The organism is Chloroflexota bacterium, assembly GCA_026708035.1.
Taxonomy (GTDB): Bacteria; Chloroflexota; UBA11872; order UBA11872; family UBA11872; genus JAJECS01.
Genome location: JAPOVQ010000017.1, coordinates 69,050 through 86,832, shown reverse-complemented (window position 1 = coordinate 86,832; position 17,783 = coordinate 69,050). Strand labels below are relative to the sequence as shown.

Here is a 17,783-nt window from a genome sequence, read left to right as displayed (position 1 = left end):
AGGAGATTCCATGACCGAGCACACCGGCGAACCAACCGCCGCCCAAGAGACCGCCAACGAGACGCCGCAGGACTTCGAGGCCGCGGTCGACCGCGAGGTTGCCGCCCGCGTCGATGCGATCGAGCGTCGCTGGCAGTCGAAGAAGGACCGCGAGGTCCATCGGGAGCGCCTGCGCTCGCAGACGGGCGCCGCGGCCACGGACGATGAAGTCACGGCCTGGGTGGCCGACGCCGACCCGGCCGAGGTTGGCCGATGGCTCAAGGACAAGCTCGCGCCGTCGCCCGCCGACCCGCAGCCGGCGACGGCTGACGCCTCGGAGAGCGACGAGTACGTCGAAGGACCGGCGGACGCCCCATCGCAAGCAGCGGCGCGGCAGCAGCTGGCCGAGGCCCGCGCGGCCGAGCCCAGCCCCGACCTCGCGCCGTCCATGGCCGCGCCGGTGGACGCCTTTCAGTCCATCGAAGCGCGGTTCGCCCGCGGGGAAATTGGCCTGGAGGTGTACGAGGCCGCCCGGAAGAGGCGCGGGTTGGACTAGGTTCGGGGACCGCGCGGTACGAGGAGGCGGGGCGGGCTCGTACCCGGAGGGACCCCCACCCCATCCCTCCCCCTGCTAGGGGGAGGGAGCCGGATCCTGCTAACGGGGAGGGAGTTTCCCGATGGCTATACTCGCGGGCTGTTGCCAGGATTGCGCGCTCCATGGCTGTCCCACCGGTGATCGAATGGCGCGACGGCGCCGTGCGCATCCTGGATCAGCGGCGCTTGCCGGACGAGATCGAGGTGCTGCACTGCACCGAGGTGCCGCAGGTCATGGAGGCTATCCGGACCCTAGCCATTCGCGGCGCGCCGGCGCTCGGGGTGGCGGGGGCCTATGGCGTGGCCCTGGGAGCACATAGCTACGACGCCGGGACCGACGGCCCGTTTGCGGACCATCTGGATCGGGTGGTCGAGGACATTGCCGGGACCCGTCCCACGGCGGTGAATCTGGGATGGGCCGCCCGCATCGTCCGAGAAGCGGCGGAGCCCCACGCCGACGACTCGGTCTCGGGCGCGCGGGCGGTGCTCGAGCGGGCGCACGCGTTGGCCGCCGACAACGACCGGCGACACGTCGAGTTGGCGGCCCACGGCGCGAGTCTTCTGGCGCCCGGCGCGCAGGTGCTGCACCACTGCAACACGGGGCCCCTGGCAACCGGCGCCGGATTCGGCTCGGCGTTAGGGGTGATCCAGGCCGCCCACGCCCAAGGGAAGATTTCGGTGTGGGTCAACGAGACCCGCCCCCTGCTGCAGGGCGCCCGGTTGACCACCTGGGAGCTGGACCAGTGGGGCATTCCCTACACCCTGATCACGGACAGCATGGCGGGTCACTTTATGCAGCGCGGGGCTGTCGACGCCGTGGTCGTGGGCGCCGACCGCATCGCGGCCAACGGCGACGTGGCCAACAAGATCGGCACCTACACCATGGCGCAGCTGGCGCACGCGCACGGGCTGCCGTTCATCGTCGCCGCGCCCATATCCACCATTGACTTCGACACGGCGACGGGAGATCAGATCCCCATCGAGGAGCGCGGCGCGGGCGAGGTGCGCGGGCACGGTGCGGCGCGCTGGGCCCCGGGTGACGCGCCGGTGGCCAATCCGGCCTTCGACGTGACGCCAAACGCACTGGTGAGCGCCATCGTGACCGAGCGAGGCATCGCGCGGGCGCCCTATACAACCACGCTGGCCGCCTGGCGGGCCCCGGTCGAGGCGGTGGCGTAGTGGCGGGGAGTTCATTTCGCACTAGGTGGTCGAATCGGGTCTGGATTCCGGCCCCGTATCGAGTACGGGGCAGTCCTTTCGCCGGAGTGACGGACCGTGGGCAACTCGAAGGTTTCCCCCTCATCCCGTCCTTCTCCCACCAGGGGAGAAGGGGCGAAACCGCTGCGTGGAAAGTAAGCAGGGGCAGAACTGTCGCGGCGATTCCGCTTCCTTCGGCCCCCTCTCCCTCGATGGGAGAGGGTTGGGGTGAGGGTGATCGAAACGACATAGCCGCTTGCACCGTCCGGCCCTGGACCGGCTAGCCCATGGCGCCAAACGATCCACGCGCCCGCGTCGGGGTCATCGGCGGCAGCGGCTTTTATCAGATGCCCGGCTTGGAGCAGCGCCGCGAGGTCGAGATCGACACCCCGTTCGGCGCTCCGAGCGACAACCTGGTCGTGGGCGTGCTCGACGGGGTCGAGGTGGCCTTCCTGCCGCGCCATGGCCGCGGTCATCGGATTTCGCCCACCGCCCTCAACGTGCGCGCCAACATCTGGGCGCTCAAGTCGCTGGGCGTCGAGTGGGTGCTGGCCGTGAGCGCCGTGGGCAGCATGCGCGAGCGCATCCCGCCGCTTGACGTGGTGATTCCCGACCAGCTCATCGACCGCACGCGCGTGCGGCCCTCCACGTTTTTCGATGAGCCGGGCCTGGTCGTGCACGTGGGGATGGCCGACCCCTTGTGTCCGCGAGTCCGGGGCGTCCTGGCCGAGGCGGTGGGGGGCGCCGGGGGCAACGTCCATTGGGGCGGCGCCTATGTCTGCATCGAAGGGCCGCAGTTTTCCACCCGCGCCGAGTCCGAGTTGTACCGCTCGTGGGGCGTGGACGTGATCGGCATGACCGCGCTGCCCGAGGCGCGCCTGGCCCGCGAGGCCGAGCTTTGCTACGGCGTGATGGCGATGGTCACCGACTACGACGTCTGGCACGAAAGCGAGGAGCCGGTGACGGCCGCCATGGTGGTGCAGAACCTCATGGCCAATGCCGAGCTGGCGCTGTGCGCGGTGCGCACGGCGATTCCGGCGGTCGTGCGGCAGCCCCGCGACTGCGAGTGCGGCTCGGCGCTCGCCGCGGGCATCATCACCGCGCCGGAGGCCATCGACCCCGCCGTGCGGGAGCGGGTGGCGCTGCTGGTGGAGCGGTATCTGTGAACGACCCGCAGGCGTGGGTGGTGGGGACCAATCCCCTCACCCCAGCCCTCTCCCCAAGGGAGAGGGAGCCGGACTGGAGCTCCTCTCACTCCGGCCCCTTGCCTCAAGGGGAGACGGGGCCGAACTGGAGCTCCTCCCACCCCAGCCCGCCCCCTCAAGGGGTACGAGAGTTGGACCCGTTGTGAGCGTCGTGATCGTCGGCACGGTCGGCATCGACGACATCGTGGCGCCGGCGGGACGGGCCACTCGGGTCCTGGGCGGGTCGGGCACCTATGCCGCCCTGGCGGCGCGGCTCTTCGCGCCAACCGCGCTGGTCAGCGTCGTGGGCACGGACTTTCCGGAAGCCCATCGGCAGCTGCTGGAAGGCCGCGGCGTGGACCTGACCGGCCTCGACGTCGTCGAGGGCGAGACGTTCCGCTGGGGCGGGCGCTATCACGAGGACCTCAATACGCGCGACACGGAGTTCGTGGAGCTGAACGTCGTCACCGAGTTCACCCCGCGCATTCCCGCGACGAATGCGGACTACATCTTCGTGGGCAACATCGAGCCCGGTATCCAGCAGAGCGTCATGGAGCAGCTTGACTCGGCGGCGTATGTGGCCACCGACTCGATGGACCATTGGATTCGCGGTCAGTCGGCCGAGTTGGCCGAGGTATTCCGCCGCAGCACGCTCGTGGTGCTGAACGACCAGGAAGCGCGGATGTTCAGCCGCGAGTCCCGAGTGCCCAAGGCGGTCGGGCCTATTTTGGCGCTCGGCCCGCAAGCCGTGGTCGTGAAGCTGGGCGAGTACGGCGCGGTGCTGGCGCACGGCGGCGAGTGGTTCTCCGCGCCGGGCTATCCGTTGCCGGAGGTTGTGGATCCGACGGGCGCCGGCGACGCGTTTGCCGGCGCGATGCTGGGAAGTTTGGCCGAAGCGAGGGCCTTCGGCGGGGGGCGCGGAAGTGACGGTGGGATGGATTCCCACCTCCGCGGGAATGACGGAGGGGAGGACCCCTCACCCCAACCCTCTCCCGCAAGGGGAGAGGGGGATGGGCCGGATGCCCCCCACCCCAGCCCTCCCCCTGCTAGGGGGAGGGGGCACGCCGACCCCCACCCCAACCCTCCCCGTGCTAGGGGGAGGGGGCACGAAGATCTGCGCCGGGCAATCGTTTATGGCAGCGTCGCGGCGTCGTTTACAGTTGAGGCGTTCGGCGTCGAGCGCCTGGCCGCGGTTACCCGCGAGGACGTTGAGGCCCGTTACGCCGAGTTCAAGGAGCTCGTTGCGTTTTAGGCGCCGGATGGCGACCCTGCGCGACAAGGAGAATCGCATGGCCGCATCGGATAGCTCGTTCGAGATCGCCGACGCCAGGCTCGCCGGCCTCGGTGTCCGCCGCGTCCGGTGGGCCGATCAGTCCATGCCGGTGCTGGCGAGCATCCGGGAGCGCTTCGCGCTCGAGCGGCCCCTGGACGGCCTGCGCATCGGCGCCTGCCAGCACGTCACGACCGAAACCGCCAACCTGATGCGCACGCTGCAGGCCGGCGGCGCCGACGTGGCGCTCTGCGGGTCCAACCCTTTGAGCACGCAAGACGATGTCGCGGCCGCCCTTGTCCAGGAGTACGGCGCCGCCACCTACGCCATTAATGGCGAAGATTCCGAGGTCTACTACGACCACATCGAATCGGTGCTGAATACGCGCCCGCATCTCACGATCGACGACGGCGCCGACCTGGTCTCGACCCTGCACACGGACCGCAGGGACGTCATCGGCGACGTGCTCGGCGGCACCGAGGAGACCACCACCGGCGTCATTCGTCTGCGGGCCATGGCGGAGCAGGGCGTGCTGAAGTACCCCATCGTGGCCGTGAACGAGGCCATGACCAAGCACATGTTCGATAACCGCTACGGCACCGGGCAGTCCACGATCGACGGCCTGGTGCGCGCCACCAACATTCTCTTGGCCGGGCGCAACGTCGTCGTCGGGGGCTACGGCTGGTGCGGGCGCGGCCTGGCCAGCCGTGCGGCCGGGATGGGCGCCCACGTGATCGTCACCGAGGTTGACCCCGTGCGCGCGCTGGAGGCGTTGATGGAAGGGTTCCGCGTCATGCCGATGCAGGAGGCGGCGTCGGTGGGACACGTGTTCGTGACCGTCACCGGCGACAAGCACGTGATCGACCGCCCCCACTTCGAGGCCATGCCCGACGGGGCGATCCTGGCCAACTCGGGACACTTCGACATCGAGATCAATATCGAGGCGCTGGAAGACATGGCGGTGGAGGTCGATGAGGCGCGACCCTACGTCGACGAGTATCGGCTGGCCGACGGCCGCCGCATCTTCCTGCTGGCCCAGGGCCGGCTCATCAACTTGGCGGCTGCCGAGGGGCACCCGGCCAGCGTGATGGACATGAGCTTTGCCAACCAGGCGCTGGCGATCGAATACCTGGCGTCCAACGCCGGCGACCTGACGCCCGACGTGTACGACGTGTCCGGGGATATCGACCGCCGGGTCGCCACGCTGAAGCTCGAGGCGATGGGCGTGGCCATTGACACGCTGACCGAGGAGCAGGCCGCCTACCTGTCCGGCTGGCAGGAAGGGACCTAAGCGATCAGCCCGCGGCCGCGACGATGCGCCGGGTCACCCTCACCCCAACCCTCTTCCATCAAGGGAGAGGGGGCCGGAGCGCGCGCCTGCGGGCCTGATCCCTTCTCCCCTGGTGGGAGTAAGGACAGGATGAGGGGGGAGTCCTCACCGGGCGGACACATGACGAGCAGACGACAGGCACCCATGTCACGCTATTGGGGGAGAGCAGCTTGAGCAACACGTTCATGCAGGCGCCGCGCCTGCTGTTCACGTCGGAGTCGGTGACCGAGGGCCATCCGGACAAGCTCTGCGACCAGGTGTCGGACGCCGTCCTCGACGCCTTTTTGGCCGGCGACCCCGAAAGCCGGGTGGCGTGCGAGGCGGCCACGACCACCGGCCTGGTGCTGGTGCTCGGTGAGATCACGTCCAAGGCCCCCGTCGACGTGCGCCGCGTCGTCCGCGATACCGTGTGCGAGATCGGCTACACGGCCTCCGAGGTTGGCTTCGACGGCGAAACCTGCGGCGTGACGGTGGCTCTCAACGAGCAGTCGGCCGACATCAAGCAGGGCGTCGACGAGGCGCTCGAGGTGCGGGCCCTGGACGGCGACTACGACGATGTCGAGGCCTTGGGCGCGGGCGACCAGGGGATGATGTACGGCTTTGCCTGCGACGAGACGCCGGAGCTGATGCCGGCGCCGATTGCGCTGGCGCACCGCGCCGCGCGGCGGCTGGCGCAGGTCCGCAAGGACGGCACGCTGAATTGGCTGCGGCCCGACGGCAAGTCGCAGGTCACGGTGGAATACCGCCACGGGCGGCCGGCGCGAGTCGACAGCGTCGTGATTGCGGCGCAGCACGATCCCGACATTGAGAATGAGGACATCGCGAGCGCCATCGAGGAATCCGTGGTCCGTGAAGCGATCCCTACCGACTTGCTCGACGCCGCCACACAAATCATCGTCAACGGCACCGGGCGGTTTGTGGTGGGCGGGCCGATGGGCGACGCAGGGCTCAGCGGGCGCAAGATCATCGTGGACACCTACGGCGGCATGGCGCGCCACGGGGGCGGCGCCTTCTCCGGCAAGGACCCGACGAAGGTGGACCGCTCGGCGAACTACGCGCTGCGCTGGATCGCGAAGAACGTCGTCGCCGCCGGGCTGGCGACGCGCTTCGAGGTGCAGGCGGCCTACGTGATCGGCAAGGCCGAGCCGCTGTCGCTCAACATCGAGACCTACGGCACGGGCACGGCGCCCGACGACCGCATCGAGGCGGCCATTCGCGACACCTTCGACCTGCGGCCGGGCGCGATCATCCGCGACCTGGACCTGCGGCGCCCGCTCTACCGCCAGGTCGCGGCGTACGGCCACTTCGGCCGCGACGACCTGGACGACATTCCCTGGGAGCAGATCAACCGCGCCGGGGACTTGGCGCGATTGGCCGGGCAATAGCCGCCCGATCGCGAGGCATCTGACGGCAGCTACCGACGTTTCCGAAACGGCAGCGCATGAGACTCCACTACTACTCGGAAACCGACAGCCTCTACGTCGAGTTCAAGGAAGGGCCGGGCGTGGCGACGCGCGAGGTCACGGATGGGCTCAACGTTGACCTCGATGCAGCGGGCGAGGTCGTCGGCTTTGACATTGATCACGCGTCGCAGCGGCTGGACCTCTCTACGCTCGAAACCGAGGCCCTGCCGCTGCGCACGGTCAAGGCGAGCTGGCCGCCCGGCGAAACGCGCCCGGTCGAACTGCTGCCACTTGCGCACGACGTGGTACTGGCAGAGGTCGGCCCCGATGGTTCACGTGAAACTTCCGTCACGCGGCACGGTCGGGCGGCGCTGCCTATACTGAAGCTGGTGTCAGCAGGCGGGCGAGCGATTCAGGATCAGGGCAGGAGAGTCGCGAATTCGACGCCGGGGCCTCGAACGGGGCGACCGGCGAGCTTGAGCACCCCGATGCGCCTGAGCGGAACCTTGCTGCTCGCGGCGCTGCTGGCGCTGGGAATCGTCGGGCCGGTCGGGCTGCTGGCGCAGACGGCGACAGGGTTCGACTCGGTGCGGGTCGTCAGCTCCGTGCTGGTGGCGGATGACGCGAACCCTTCGCTGAGCCACAACATTCCCCGGCTCGAGGTGACGATTGGCGGACAAACGCTCACCGCCGACTTCACGGCCTTCTACGAGTCCAGCGGCGGCTTGACGCGCTGGGGGCTGCCGACCTCCGAAGTGTTTCAGGAGGAGTCCGGCGCGCTGACGCAGTACTACCAGCGGGGCGTGGTGGACTTCCATCCGCGGGCCGACCTCGGCGGCATCTATGTGATGGAACGGCGGCTGGCCTGGGACTACTTCGGCGGCGGCCTCGCCGGCAGCGTGGACCAGGGCGTGGAACCCGGGACCAGCAACAACAACTCAGGCGAGGATCACGGGCCGTGGGGGCACAAGGTCTCCAACTTCTCGGTGGGCGGCGTGTGGACGGGGTTTCTGAACTTCTTCCGGACCTACGGCGGCGTTGATGCCTTTGGCTTTCCGAAGACGGAGGCGCGGATCGACACGAACCGGCCCGGCACGCTGCACATTCCCGCGGCTACGCCGGGCTTTATTCGCCAATATTTCCAGGCGGCGATCCTTGAGCATCACCCCGGGGCCGGCGTGCGGCTGCGGCTGCTGGGCGACGACTTGCGCAACCGCCTCTATCCGAACGACGCCTGGCAGCGGATCGCGGCCTTCAACGCGGCGGGGCCGCTCGCCGACGGCGCGACGTATCAGGTTGAAGTCGTCGACCTGACGCCGCCCCCGCCGCCAACGCCCACCGCCGGGGCCGTCACGCCGGCGACCACGCCAACGGCGACTCCCACCGCTACGCCGGCGGCGACCACGCCGAGCCTCACCAGCGAGCTGGTAGTGGTGGGCACGACGGACGCGGGGCTGGCGGTCTACGACGGCTCGTGGCACAACATCCGGGCTGCGGACACCGACCTCGTGGCCGACCAAATCCAGGCGCTGCACGTGGACGGCGACGGTCGAATCTGGGTCGGCACGCCGGTGGGCGCGAGCCGGGTCGGGCGGGACGGCGACGGGGAAGTCTTCACGCTGGACACCACCGGCCGGGGCCTGGGCTCGAACAACGTGCAGGCCATTGCCGGGCGCCGGGCGAGCAACGTGCTCTACGTCGGGCACCCGGACCAGGGCGTGAGCGTTTTGGCGGGGACGGAGTGGGACCGGATGCGACCGGACAACTCGGAGCTGCCGGACCTCGACGTGCGCGACATCTTCGTGGTGGATGAGAGCATTGGGCGCGTGTGGTTTGCCACCCGCCAGGGTGCGGCCCTTTACGATCAGCAGACGGACACGTGGCAGCGCTTCATCACCCGCGCGATGATTCCCGAGGTGATCCGGAACAACGTCACGTCGGTGACCGTGGACAGCGGCGGGCGCCTCTGGCTGGGATTGCTCAACGAGGGCGTGGTGCACTCGGCCAATCTCGTCACCTGGGTCCAAGTGGGGACGACCGAGGGGCTTGGGAGCGAGGAAGTGCGGGACCTGCTCGCCGCCACGAACGGCGATGTGTGGGTCGCGACGGCGGGTGGCGTGAGCCGCGTCGTCGACGGGGCGGTGACCACCTTCACGACGGGCAATTCGGCTCTGCCGGCGGACGGCGCCCACGCGCTGGCGGAAACGGCCGACGGGCGCGTGTGGGTGGCGACGGACGGCGGGGTGGGGGTGTTCGACGGAAATACGTGGAAGACGTTCACCACGGCCGACGGGCTGTCCAGCGACGCGACGACGGCGATCGCGGTGGTGCCGGCGGTGGCCGGGGCGTAGGGCCGGCCGGACCGTTGCAGCCGCGACGGTAGGCGCTCACTCCCGTCCACGTTTCCACTACGGGGCAATCGCTAGCCTTGTCCCATCGAGAGACCTTCGCATAGGCCCGTAGGGGCGGGTCTCAGACCCGCCCGCCGCCAAGCATCCAGGTTCAACTGGACTGGATTCCGGCCTCCGCTGGAATGACGAAAGGTTTAGCTCGTGGGCCGGTTCCAGGGGGAAAGGGCCGCGAGCCGAGCGCTTCTACGTGCGGTGGGCCTGGTCTTGGCGGCTCTGGCGGTCGCGGAGGCGAGCGAGCCGCACGAACTCCAGCGTCATGCGGCGCGACTCGGCCGAGAGCACGAGATCGTCGGCGAGATAGTGGCTGAGGCTGACTTCGAACAGGAGGTCGTCGACCTGCGGCTCGCTCATGCCGTAGCCCTCGCGGAGCACGGCGACCACGTCGGGGGAGCCCGCCGGACGCTTGCCGGCTTCCAGAGCGCTCACCTGGGAGGGACGCACGCCGGCGCGGCGGGCCGCCTCGCGCAGGTTCAGCCCCTGGGTGCGCCGATAGTCACGCAGGCGTTCGGCAAGTAATGCGGAATCCACATTCAGCGTGCCGTTGACGGCGTCGATGGCGCCTGGGCTGAGTGAGGCGCTGACGGTTTGCGAGATCGAGCGAATGGCGGACTCGGCGACGCGGGCAATCGACTCTTCCGCGAGGTGGCGCCGGGTTCGGGCCAAGTCCTCGGGTACGTAGCCCGCGAGCACCAAAAGCTCGCGCGGATCCACGTCCAGCCCACCGGCAATGGCTACGAGGGTGGCCACGGTCGGGCTCTTGTAGTCGCCGCTCTCGAGCCGCGAAAGATATGAGGGTGCGAGCCCGCAGCGCGCAGCGAGCTCGGCCTTTGACAACCGTCGCTGCTCGCGGAGCTGACGGACGGCTTCAGCGATTCCCATGAGGGATAGGCAATGTATACGGCGCAAGGCAGCGCGCCAAGTCACATCCGTAACGATTGTGCCACAAAAGACACCCGCGGCGGGTCCGGCGACAGGTGGCGCCACGCAGGAGCTTTAGGACCGGGACGAGTATCCGGGAAGCGGCCAGCTAGGTCGAGAGCAGCCGGCGGATCAGGCCAACATCCACGTCGCGCAGGGTAGCGACTTTGTGGCGCGCGACCGTGGTGCGGCGATCGGCCCGCCCGTCGCGGTTGACCCAGATGGTCGCAATGCCACAGGTGCTGGCGCCGATAATGTCGTTCGTCACGCTGTCGCCCACGAACACGCACGCGAATGGCGCCACGCCCAGCGTGTGCAGCACGTGGCCAAAGAACGCCGGCGACGGCTTGCCGGCGCCAAAGTCGCTGGAGACAAAGATTCGCTCCGGCAGGGAATCGATTCCGCCCCCGGCGAGCTTGCGCAGCTGATTGTCGCGGACCCCATTGGTGACGACGGCGATGCGGCACTCGCGAGAGAGTCGCTCGAGGCAGGGCACGGCATCCGCAAACGTCTCGTGGGTCCGAGCGCGCAAGGTCGGGAACGCGTCGGCCAGTTGCTGCGCGAGGGTCGAATCCTGGATATCAAATCGTGCCAGCGCCGCTTGCCACGAGCCGAGCCGGTAGGTCCCGCGCCACGACCGCACGTAGGCCAGCTCGGGGCCGTCGCCGGGAAACTCGGACCACAGCGCTTCCCACGAGCTGATGCCCACGCGATTGCAGAACCCATGGACCGGCGAGGCGTGCCAGAGCGCGCGTGCCTCTTCGCGCAAGGCAGTCGCCAGCTCGATGGCGTCGACGCCGTACCTGCCGGACGCGATGCTCGCCGTGTCGACGATGCAGCGCATGGCCACGGGCTCTTCCGGCATGAGGGTCTCGTCGAGGTCGAATAGCACGGTGGGGGCGTCGGGTGCCGGCGGCCGACGCTGGGGTTCAGGTGTAGCCACGGATGACGGTCGGCGCCTGTGGTCAGACGAGGGCGGCAGCCGAGCGGGACCAGCGCCCCGTTTCGGCGATGCGCACGCAATCGGGCATCGGGGCCAGGATTACCTCGCACTGCAGCAGATTGGGGGCGTAGGAGCCGGTCTTGACCGCCGGGGTGGCCATGCGCGTCGACTCGCGCCAGAGGGCGTTGCTGGGGCAGCTGTCGGTCATGACCCGGCCGCCGGCAGCTTCAATCTCCTCGGCGTAGCCGAGGCGGCGCGCCTGCGCCTCGATGGCGTAGGACATGGAAACCAGCAGCGTGACGCCCTCCCGCACCTTCTTCCCGCGCAGCTCCTTGGCCAGCTCCACCACCTCCTGCAAGGTCGCGTGGGGGCAGCCGAAGTAGACCAGGTCGACCTCGTCGTCGGTGGCCGTGGTGAGGGAGTCGTAGACGGCGGCCAGCTCGTCCGCGCCGAAGGTCAGCGTCTCGTCGGGCTCGCGACCCCGCAGGGCGGCCTCCAGCGTGGGCGCCTCGGGGGTGACGCCGACAATGTGCAGCATGGGCGCGCCGCCGGAGGTGGCCAGCGCGGCGCACAGTTGGCGGGCCGACTCGATTCGCGGCGACCGCAGCCCGGTGAACGCCGGAATGCGCAGTCCGCCGGCCTTCCCGGCGAAATAGCCCAGGCAGCCCCAGTCGGCATCCGAGGTGAGCTCGACGTCGACCTCAATGACGAAGTCGGCGCGGCGGTTCTCGGTCTGGAGCACGCCGAATTCGGGCACGAAGCCGGTGGCCATGGCGGCGGCCGCGCTCTCGTTGCCGTTGCGTGTCGTGCGGGCGGCCAGGAACGAGTTCACGAACACCACGGCGTGGGACTCGGTCCAGGCGCAGACCTGGCCGCTGAGGGGCACGTTGCCCACCAGATAAGGTGCGCAGGTCCAGGTCATCGAGACGCCGGCCTTGCGTCCGAGGTCCAGCAGCTCGCGCTGGGCCGGAACCTGCCGCAAGTCGGGCTGGAACTGCTCCAGGCGCTCCAGGTCCATGAAGCTGGCGTGGGCCGTGGCGGTGACGCCCCCCACGTCGTCGATGAGGCAGCCCTTGGTGTAGTTGATATAGCCCTCGATGAGCTCGAAGGGCAACTCGCCCAGCGTGCGGTTGGGGACGAACAGGCCGCCCGGCAGCACGTTATCCACTTCGATCAGGCGCTCGGCGCCGACGGCTTCGCCCCACTCCACCAGCAGGCGCAAGTGCTCGGCGCGCGAGTCGCCGCGAGCGCCGTCCAGCATGGCCTGCTGGTCGGGCGTCAGGTCGATGGTTGTCCGGGAAGGGGCGCTCGACACCGCTTCGACCCGCGGCGCCGACGGCCGGTCGGTGGACACCTCGACCACCCCGCGGTCGGCGTCCACGCGCACGATGTCGCCGGTCTGCATGGCGACAAAGGGGTCCACGTCGAGCTCGGTGACCAGCGGCAGGCCCAGCGCGACGCAGGCCAGCGTGCTCAGCTCGTCGAGCTCGGTGTTGATGAACGCCAGCGGCGCGTGGCCGGCCATCTTGGCCAGCCGCAGCATGAGCGAGGTGCCGGAGCTGCCCTTGGTGGAGCGGAAGACGAGCACCTTGCCGGCGATGCTGACGCCCTCGAAGGGGTTGCCGACCTCGACGATCTCGCCCGACGCGGGGTCGAAGCCGCCCCAAAACGAAATGCGCGTGTCGGCCACGAGCGCCGGGCCCTCGGCAACGCCGCCCACGATCTGGCGGCAGCTATAGGTGTGCGTCGGCATTGGGTAGCTCCCGGAACGGACGGCTGATTAGTTGTAACAGGCTGAGCGGCAGGATTTCACGCGGAACCGCCGGGCGGCTGCCAGCGGGCCTTGGCGGCGGGCCACTCCTCGTCCAGGATGGTCATGAAGGCGGCGTCGGCCCACCGGTCGTCGACCTTCGCGTGGCGGCGGATGACGCCGTCGAGGCGGAAGCCAGCCTTTTCGTAGGCGCGGATGGCGCGGTGGTTGGACGGCTCGGGGTCGATCACCACGCGGCTCACGCCCTTCCGTTCGAAGAGGTACTGCAGCAGGGTGCGAATGGCCTCGGTGCCGAGGCCGCGGTTTCGCGCATCCGGTTCGCCGAGGAATAGGTCGATCCCGGCGGACCAGGTGACTTCGGCGTACGAGTAGTAGTACTGGATTTCGCCGACGGCGCGGCCGTCAGCCTCGATGATGAATCTCCAGCAGGGCAGGTTGGAGGGTTCGAGGAATTCGCCTCGGGCCTCGGCGAGGCTCGACGGCGGACGGCCGTAGAAGGCCATGACCTCCGGATCGCCGAGCCAGCGCAGTAGCTCCGGGAGGTCGTCGGGCGTGATGGGCCGCAGGCGTAGGCGAGGGCCCGGGATCGGTTCGTGGTCGGTGGGGTCGGGGAGAGGCATGGCGACCGAGGACAGCGGCTCGTGCACCACATCATCGGATATGGAATGGCGGAGGGTGTTCCCCTCACCCCATTTCGAGTACGGGGCAGGGCGGCGCGGCGATGGTCAACACTTGCTGGACGAGCGCCGCACGAGCCTAGCCGCCGCGCCGACGCGTAGGGTCAACAGTGGGGACACTGCTAGACTCCGAGCCTGCCGGTGCGGCGTCGACGCCTCGGCGTGAGCAGGTGCCATGACCGCCTTCTGGCTCGTATTGATGGGCTATCTGATCGGATCCATTCCGATCGCGTATCTGGCCGCCCGCCTGCGCGGCCACGATCTGCTGGACGAAGGGGCCGGGGGCGTGAGCGGGTCCGCCGCCATCGAGCGGTTGGGTCCGGTGCCGGGCGCGGCGGCTGGGTTCCTGGATGCGCTCAAACCGGTGCTGGTGGTGGCAGTCGCGCAGCGTTTCGAGAGCTATGACGTGTCCGCCGCCGCGGGCGTGGCGGCCGTGGGCGGGCACATCTGGCCCATCACCCTGCGCTGGCGTGGGGGCCGGGGGATAGGACCGGCCGGCGCGCTGCTGGCGGCGCTGGGAGCCTGGCAGATGTGCCTGGCGTTTGCCGGCCTGGTGCTGGGGCGGGCACTGCTGCGCGATTCGGCGCCCGGCGCCCTGGTGGGATTCTTTGCCACGGCGGTGCTGCTGAGTCTGACTGGTCAATCGCTCACCATCGGCGTCACGGCCTGGGTGGTCGTGGGCGTGGTCGTCGTGGGCCGCCTCGTCGGGTATCGCAAGGTGCGGACCGAGGAGGATGTGGGCCTGGCTCGGCTAATGGTCCGCCGCCTCATTCTCGATCGTGACGAGCGCTGACTTTCGGCGACCGGTCGCGGTCGTCACTGACTCCAGCGCCTGCCTGCCGCGCGACGAGGTGGAGCGGTTGCGCATTGGCGTGGCGCCCATGGTCTTGGTGTGGCACGGCCAGGAGCTGCGCGACGGCGTCGACATCACCCAGGCGGAGTTCTGGCAGCGCCTGACCACCGACCCCGAATTGCCCACGACGAGCACTATCGCGCCGGGCGAGTATGAGCAGGTGTTGGACGAGGCGGCGGCTTGGGCTCGCGCGGCGGTGTGCGTGTGCCTGCCCCGACCGATCTCGACGATGGCGGAGGCGGCCCATCTCGCGGCGCGGCGCATTGCCGACCGGCTGCCGGTCCATATCGTCGAAGCCGGCGGCGCGGGCATGGCGGCGGGCTTTCCCGCGTTGCTGGCCGCGCGCGCGGCGGCCGGGGGCGCGGCGGCGAGCGAGGTCGTGGAGACGGCGGAGCGGGCGGCGGGGCACAGCGCGATCGTCGCGGTGCTCGATTCGCTGTCCTACCTCGCCCGCGGCGGACGGGTTCCCGGAATCGTGGCGCGCGTGGCCGACGCCCTGCCGTCGACGTTCGTGCTGCGCTTCGGGGACGGCACCATCGGCGTGCGGGCGCGCTTCGGCTCGCGCGCCCGGGCGGTGCGGGGCCTGGTGCACCACGTGTCAAAAGAGGCGCAGCGCGCCACGTATGTCGGCATCACGGTGCACCACGGCTCGGACGAAGCCGAGGCGCACGAGTTGGCCGCGCACGTGCAGCGCATCATTCGGCCCGACGATCTGTTCGTGACCGGCTTTACTCCGGTAATGGGGGCGCACGTCGGGCCGGGGCTCATCGGGCTGGCGTACTGCGCGCTGCCGGCCTGACGGGCGCGCGGACCGGACGACCGCGCTAGAGCGAAACGCCCGCGCCGGCGACGAATAGGCCCGCGTCGTCGTCGGGCCCCGCGTCCACGATGTCGTCCAGCGTCGGTGAATCGCGCTTGGGCAGCGTCACGTCCTCGATGTCCAGCACCGCATCGATGAGGTTGATGGCAAACCAGGCGTCATTGCCGTCCATGGTGAAGGCCTCGGGCACCGCGCGGGCCGTGTCCCGCATGATGCCCAGCCCGTCCGTATAGGGCTCGAACGAGACGATTCGCTCCAGCCGAACGCGAAAGCTCTTGTCGCCGCCCTTGAAGTAGATGTGCTTGGTGGTGACTCCCAGGATTCCGTGGTCGGTGCGCTCCATCTCGGTCTTCTCGATGGGGCGGCCCCGGAAGGCGCCCGGACGCACGTAGACGCCCTTGGCCACCCGGACGCTCACACCCATGGACTGCCCGCGGAATTCCCGGCGCGTGACCTGCCGCAGATATCCCACGTCGTCGAACAGCCAGATCAAGGCTTCGCTCTTCATCAGGTTGAACGGCAGGCGGCCAAACGCCGCCCGCGCCGCGCGCCGGTCGTAGCGTGGGATCACGCCGTGCTCGCCGATGACGTCGAGCAGCGCCAGCTTGCGGAAGAGGTCGTAATGGCCTCGCCGGTCGAGGCGGCTGGGGCTGAGGCTGAACTGGTCGCGATAGCGGCTCAATCCGCGCCGTTCCTGGCCCGTGAGCACGTGGTCTTGCATGGCGGCTTCGACGGCGTCGCCCCACGTGTCGGCCAGTGTGTCCGCCAAGGCCGCGTCGGACATGTCGATGAAGCCGTCGTCGGCAGTCTCGCGAATCCTGGCGGGCAGCGCCTCCAAGTCGTCGCCCCGCAGCGCCGCCTGGACGCACAGATCGCGGATGGCCGACGTGGCGCGGGCGTTCTTCGTGGCGCAGGCCCCGTGCTGGCGGCGCATGAAGCCCGCCGACTCTCCGCAGTACCGACAATCGCCCATCTGTCGGCCTCCGTTGCACGCGCGAGCGGCTCGGACCGATGCTCAGTATGCACCGCTGCCGCTGGATGGGTTCCCCGTGGCGCGTCGGTGCGTACACTCGACCGCACCGCGCATTTACCGGGGGCCGGACGCTGGATTCTAAGCTGCGCGCGCAGCTGCTGGAGATCGGGCGCGCGGGGCTTGCCGCCGTGGACCCGGCGGCGGCGGTGACGGCGATCGTGCACGCCGACGCCGAGGCGCTTCACGTCGGCGACGCGGCCCTGCCGTGGGCGGAGATCGACCGCGTGCTGGTCGTGGGCGCGGGTAAGGCGAGCGCCCGAATGGCCGCCGCCCTCGAAGCGCAACTGGGCGACCGTGTCAGCGGCGGGCTCGTCATCGTCAAAGACGGCCACGAGGCGCCGACGGCCACCGTCGAGATCGTGGAGGCGTCCCACCCCTATCCCGACGAACGGGGTGAGCGCGCGGCGGGTCGGCTGCTGGCGTTGGCGCGGGAGGCCGGCCCGCGCGACGTGCTGCTGTGCTGCATCTCGGGCGGTGGATCGTGCCTCACGCCCGCGGTGGCGCCGGGCGTATCGCTCGAGGCGCTGCAGCAGCTCACCGATCAACTGCTGCGCAGCGGCGCGACGATCAATGCCATCAACGCCGTGCGCAAGCATCTATCGGTGATTCACGGCGGGCGGCTGGCGGCGGCGGCGCACCCGGCGCGCGTGGTGGCGCTAATCCTGAGCGACGTCGTGGACAATCCGCTGGATGTGATTGCCTCGGGGCCAACGGTGCCGGACCCGACGACCTATGCCGACGCGCTGCGCGCGCTCCGCGACCACGGCTTGCGCGAAACCGCGCCCGCGCCGATCCGCGAGCACCTCCAGCGCGGCGCGGCAGGGGCGGAGGAGGAGAGCCCCAAGCCCGGCGACCCGCGGCTCGCGGACGTGCGCAATGTGATCATCGCCGACAACGCGCTGGCGGCGGAGGCGGCCGTGCAGGCGGCGCGTGAGAGAGGATTTGACGCGCTGCACGTCACGTCGGCGGTGGAAGGGGAGGCCCGCGAATTCGCGCTGACGCTGGCGGGCACCGCCCGAGACATCGCCCGCCACGGGCGGCCGGTGGAACGACCGGGATGCGTGGTGTTCGGCGGCGAGACCACGGTGACCGTGCGCGGCGCGGGCACGGGCGGCCGCAACCAGGAGATGGCCCTGGCGGCGGCCATCGCCTTGGAGGGCACGACGGGCGCGGCGGTTATGGCGCTGGCGACCGACGGAACCGACGGCCCTACCAGCGCCGCCGGCGGCCTGGTCAATGGCGCGACGGTGGCCCGCGCCCGCGCCGCGGGCATCGACGCCTCTCGCGCCCTGGATGACAACGACTCGCACGCATTCTTGTCAGCCGCGGGCGACCTGATTGAAACGGGGCCCACGCACACGAATGTCAATGACCTCTACGTCGCGGTTGGCTGGTAGCTG

General features: G+C 69.8%; 15 protein-coding genes. 10 read left to right on the top strand and 5 right to left on the bottom strand.

Translation table 11 applies throughout. The annotated features are described in order from the left end of the window. Positions 1-10: 10 nt before the first annotated feature. From OXG33_07940 to OXG33_07910, 7 genes are all read left to right on the top strand, one after another. Positions 11-535, top strand: coding sequence for a hypothetical protein (locus OXG33_07940; GenBank protein ID MCY4113852.1), 525 nt, complete (start codon positions 11-13; stop codon positions 533-535). A gap of 161 nt (positions 536-696) precedes the next feature. Beyond that, the gene (gene mtnA, locus OXG33_07935) at positions 697-1,752 is read left to right on the top strand and encodes an S-methyl-5-thioribose-1-phosphate isomerase (protein MCY4113851.1); all 1,056 of its coding nucleotides are present in this window, start codon (positions 697-699) and stop codon (positions 1,750-1,752) included. Between the two features lie 305 nt (positions 1,753-2,057). After that, positions 2,058-2,936, top strand: a complete 879-nt coding sequence (mtnP, locus tag OXG33_07930) for an S-methyl-5'-thioadenosine phosphorylase (protein ID MCY4113850.1) — start codon at positions 2,058-2,060, stop codon at positions 2,934-2,936. Between the two features lie 181 nt (positions 2,937-3,117). Continuing rightward, positions 3,118-4,206 carry a PfkB family carbohydrate kinase gene (locus OXG33_07925; GenBank protein ID MCY4113849.1) on the top strand — a complete coding sequence of 363 codons (1,089 nt, stop codon included), beginning with the start codon at positions 3,118-3,120 and terminating at the stop codon, positions 4,204-4,206. Between the two features lie 37 nt (positions 4,207-4,243). Then, entirely contained in the window at positions 4,244-5,515 is a 1,272-nt protein-coding gene (gene ahcY, locus OXG33_07920; protein MCY4113848.1) for an adenosylhomocysteinase, read from the top strand. Between the two features lie 209 nt (positions 5,516-5,724). Beyond that, the gene (gene metK, locus OXG33_07915; protein ID MCY4113847.1) at positions 5,725-6,939 is read left to right on the top strand and encodes a methionine adenosyltransferase; all 1,215 of its coding nucleotides are present in this window, start codon (positions 5,725-5,727) and stop codon (positions 6,937-6,939) included. 56 nt (positions 6,940-6,995) lie between these two features. Continuing rightward, positions 6,996-9,308 (top strand): DUF2283 domain-containing protein, encoded by a 2,313-nt coding sequence (locus tag OXG33_07910; GenBank protein ID MCY4113846.1) that lies wholly within the window; start codon positions 6,996-6,998, stop codon positions 9,306-9,308. Between the two features lie 243 nt (positions 9,309-9,551). Here the strand turns inward: OXG33_07910 and OXG33_07905 are convergent, their stop codons facing one another. From OXG33_07905 to OXG33_07890, 4 genes are all read right to left on the bottom strand, one after another. After that, on the bottom strand, positions 9,552-10,247 hold the full coding sequence (locus OXG33_07905; GenBank protein MCY4113845.1) for a helix-turn-helix transcriptional regulator: 696 nt from the start codon (positions 10,245-10,247) through the stop codon (positions 9,552-9,554). Between the two features lie 148 nt (positions 10,248-10,395). Continuing rightward, a complete protein-coding gene (locus tag OXG33_07900) occupies positions 10,396-11,229 on the bottom strand; it encodes an HAD family hydrolase (GenBank protein MCY4113844.1) in 834 nt (277 codons plus the stop codon). Between the two features lie 22 nt (positions 11,230-11,251). Continuing rightward, a complete protein-coding gene (locus OXG33_07895) occupies positions 11,252-12,982 on the bottom strand; it encodes an aconitase X (protein MCY4113843.1) in 1,731 nt (576 codons plus the stop codon). Between the two features lie 56 nt (positions 12,983-13,038). Further along, positions 13,039-13,647, bottom strand: a complete 609-nt coding sequence (locus OXG33_07890) for a GNAT family protein (GenBank protein ID MCY4113842.1) — start codon at positions 13,645-13,647, stop codon at positions 13,039-13,041. Positions 13,648-13,852: 205 nt separating this feature from the next. Here OXG33_07890 and OXG33_07885 point away from each other — a divergent pair, with 205 nt between their 5' ends. Further along, the gene (locus tag OXG33_07885; GenBank protein MCY4113841.1) at positions 13,853-14,470 is read left to right on the top strand and encodes a glycerol-3-phosphate acyltransferase; all 618 of its coding nucleotides are present in this window, start codon (positions 13,853-13,855) and stop codon (positions 14,468-14,470) included. Then, positions 14,457-15,329, top strand: coding sequence for a DegV family protein (locus OXG33_07880; GenBank protein MCY4113840.1), 873 nt, complete (start codon positions 14,457-14,459; stop codon positions 15,327-15,329). The genes OXG33_07885 and OXG33_07880 overlap by 14 nt, the downstream gene beginning before the upstream one ends. Before the next feature lie 25 nt (positions 15,330-15,354). On the opposite strand, the gene OXG33_07875 is transcribed toward OXG33_07880, so the two are convergent. Then, a complete protein-coding gene (locus OXG33_07875; GenBank protein ID MCY4113839.1) occupies positions 15,355-16,323 on the bottom strand; it encodes a hypothetical protein in 969 nt (322 codons plus the stop codon). A gap of 38 nt (positions 16,324-16,361) precedes the next feature. Between OXG33_07875 and OXG33_07870 the strand changes: the two genes are divergently transcribed. Then, positions 16,362-17,780, top strand: coding sequence for a glycerate kinase (locus OXG33_07870; protein ID MCY4113838.1), 1,419 nt, complete (start codon positions 16,362-16,364; stop codon positions 17,778-17,780). Positions 17,781-17,783 lie beyond the last annotated feature (3 nt).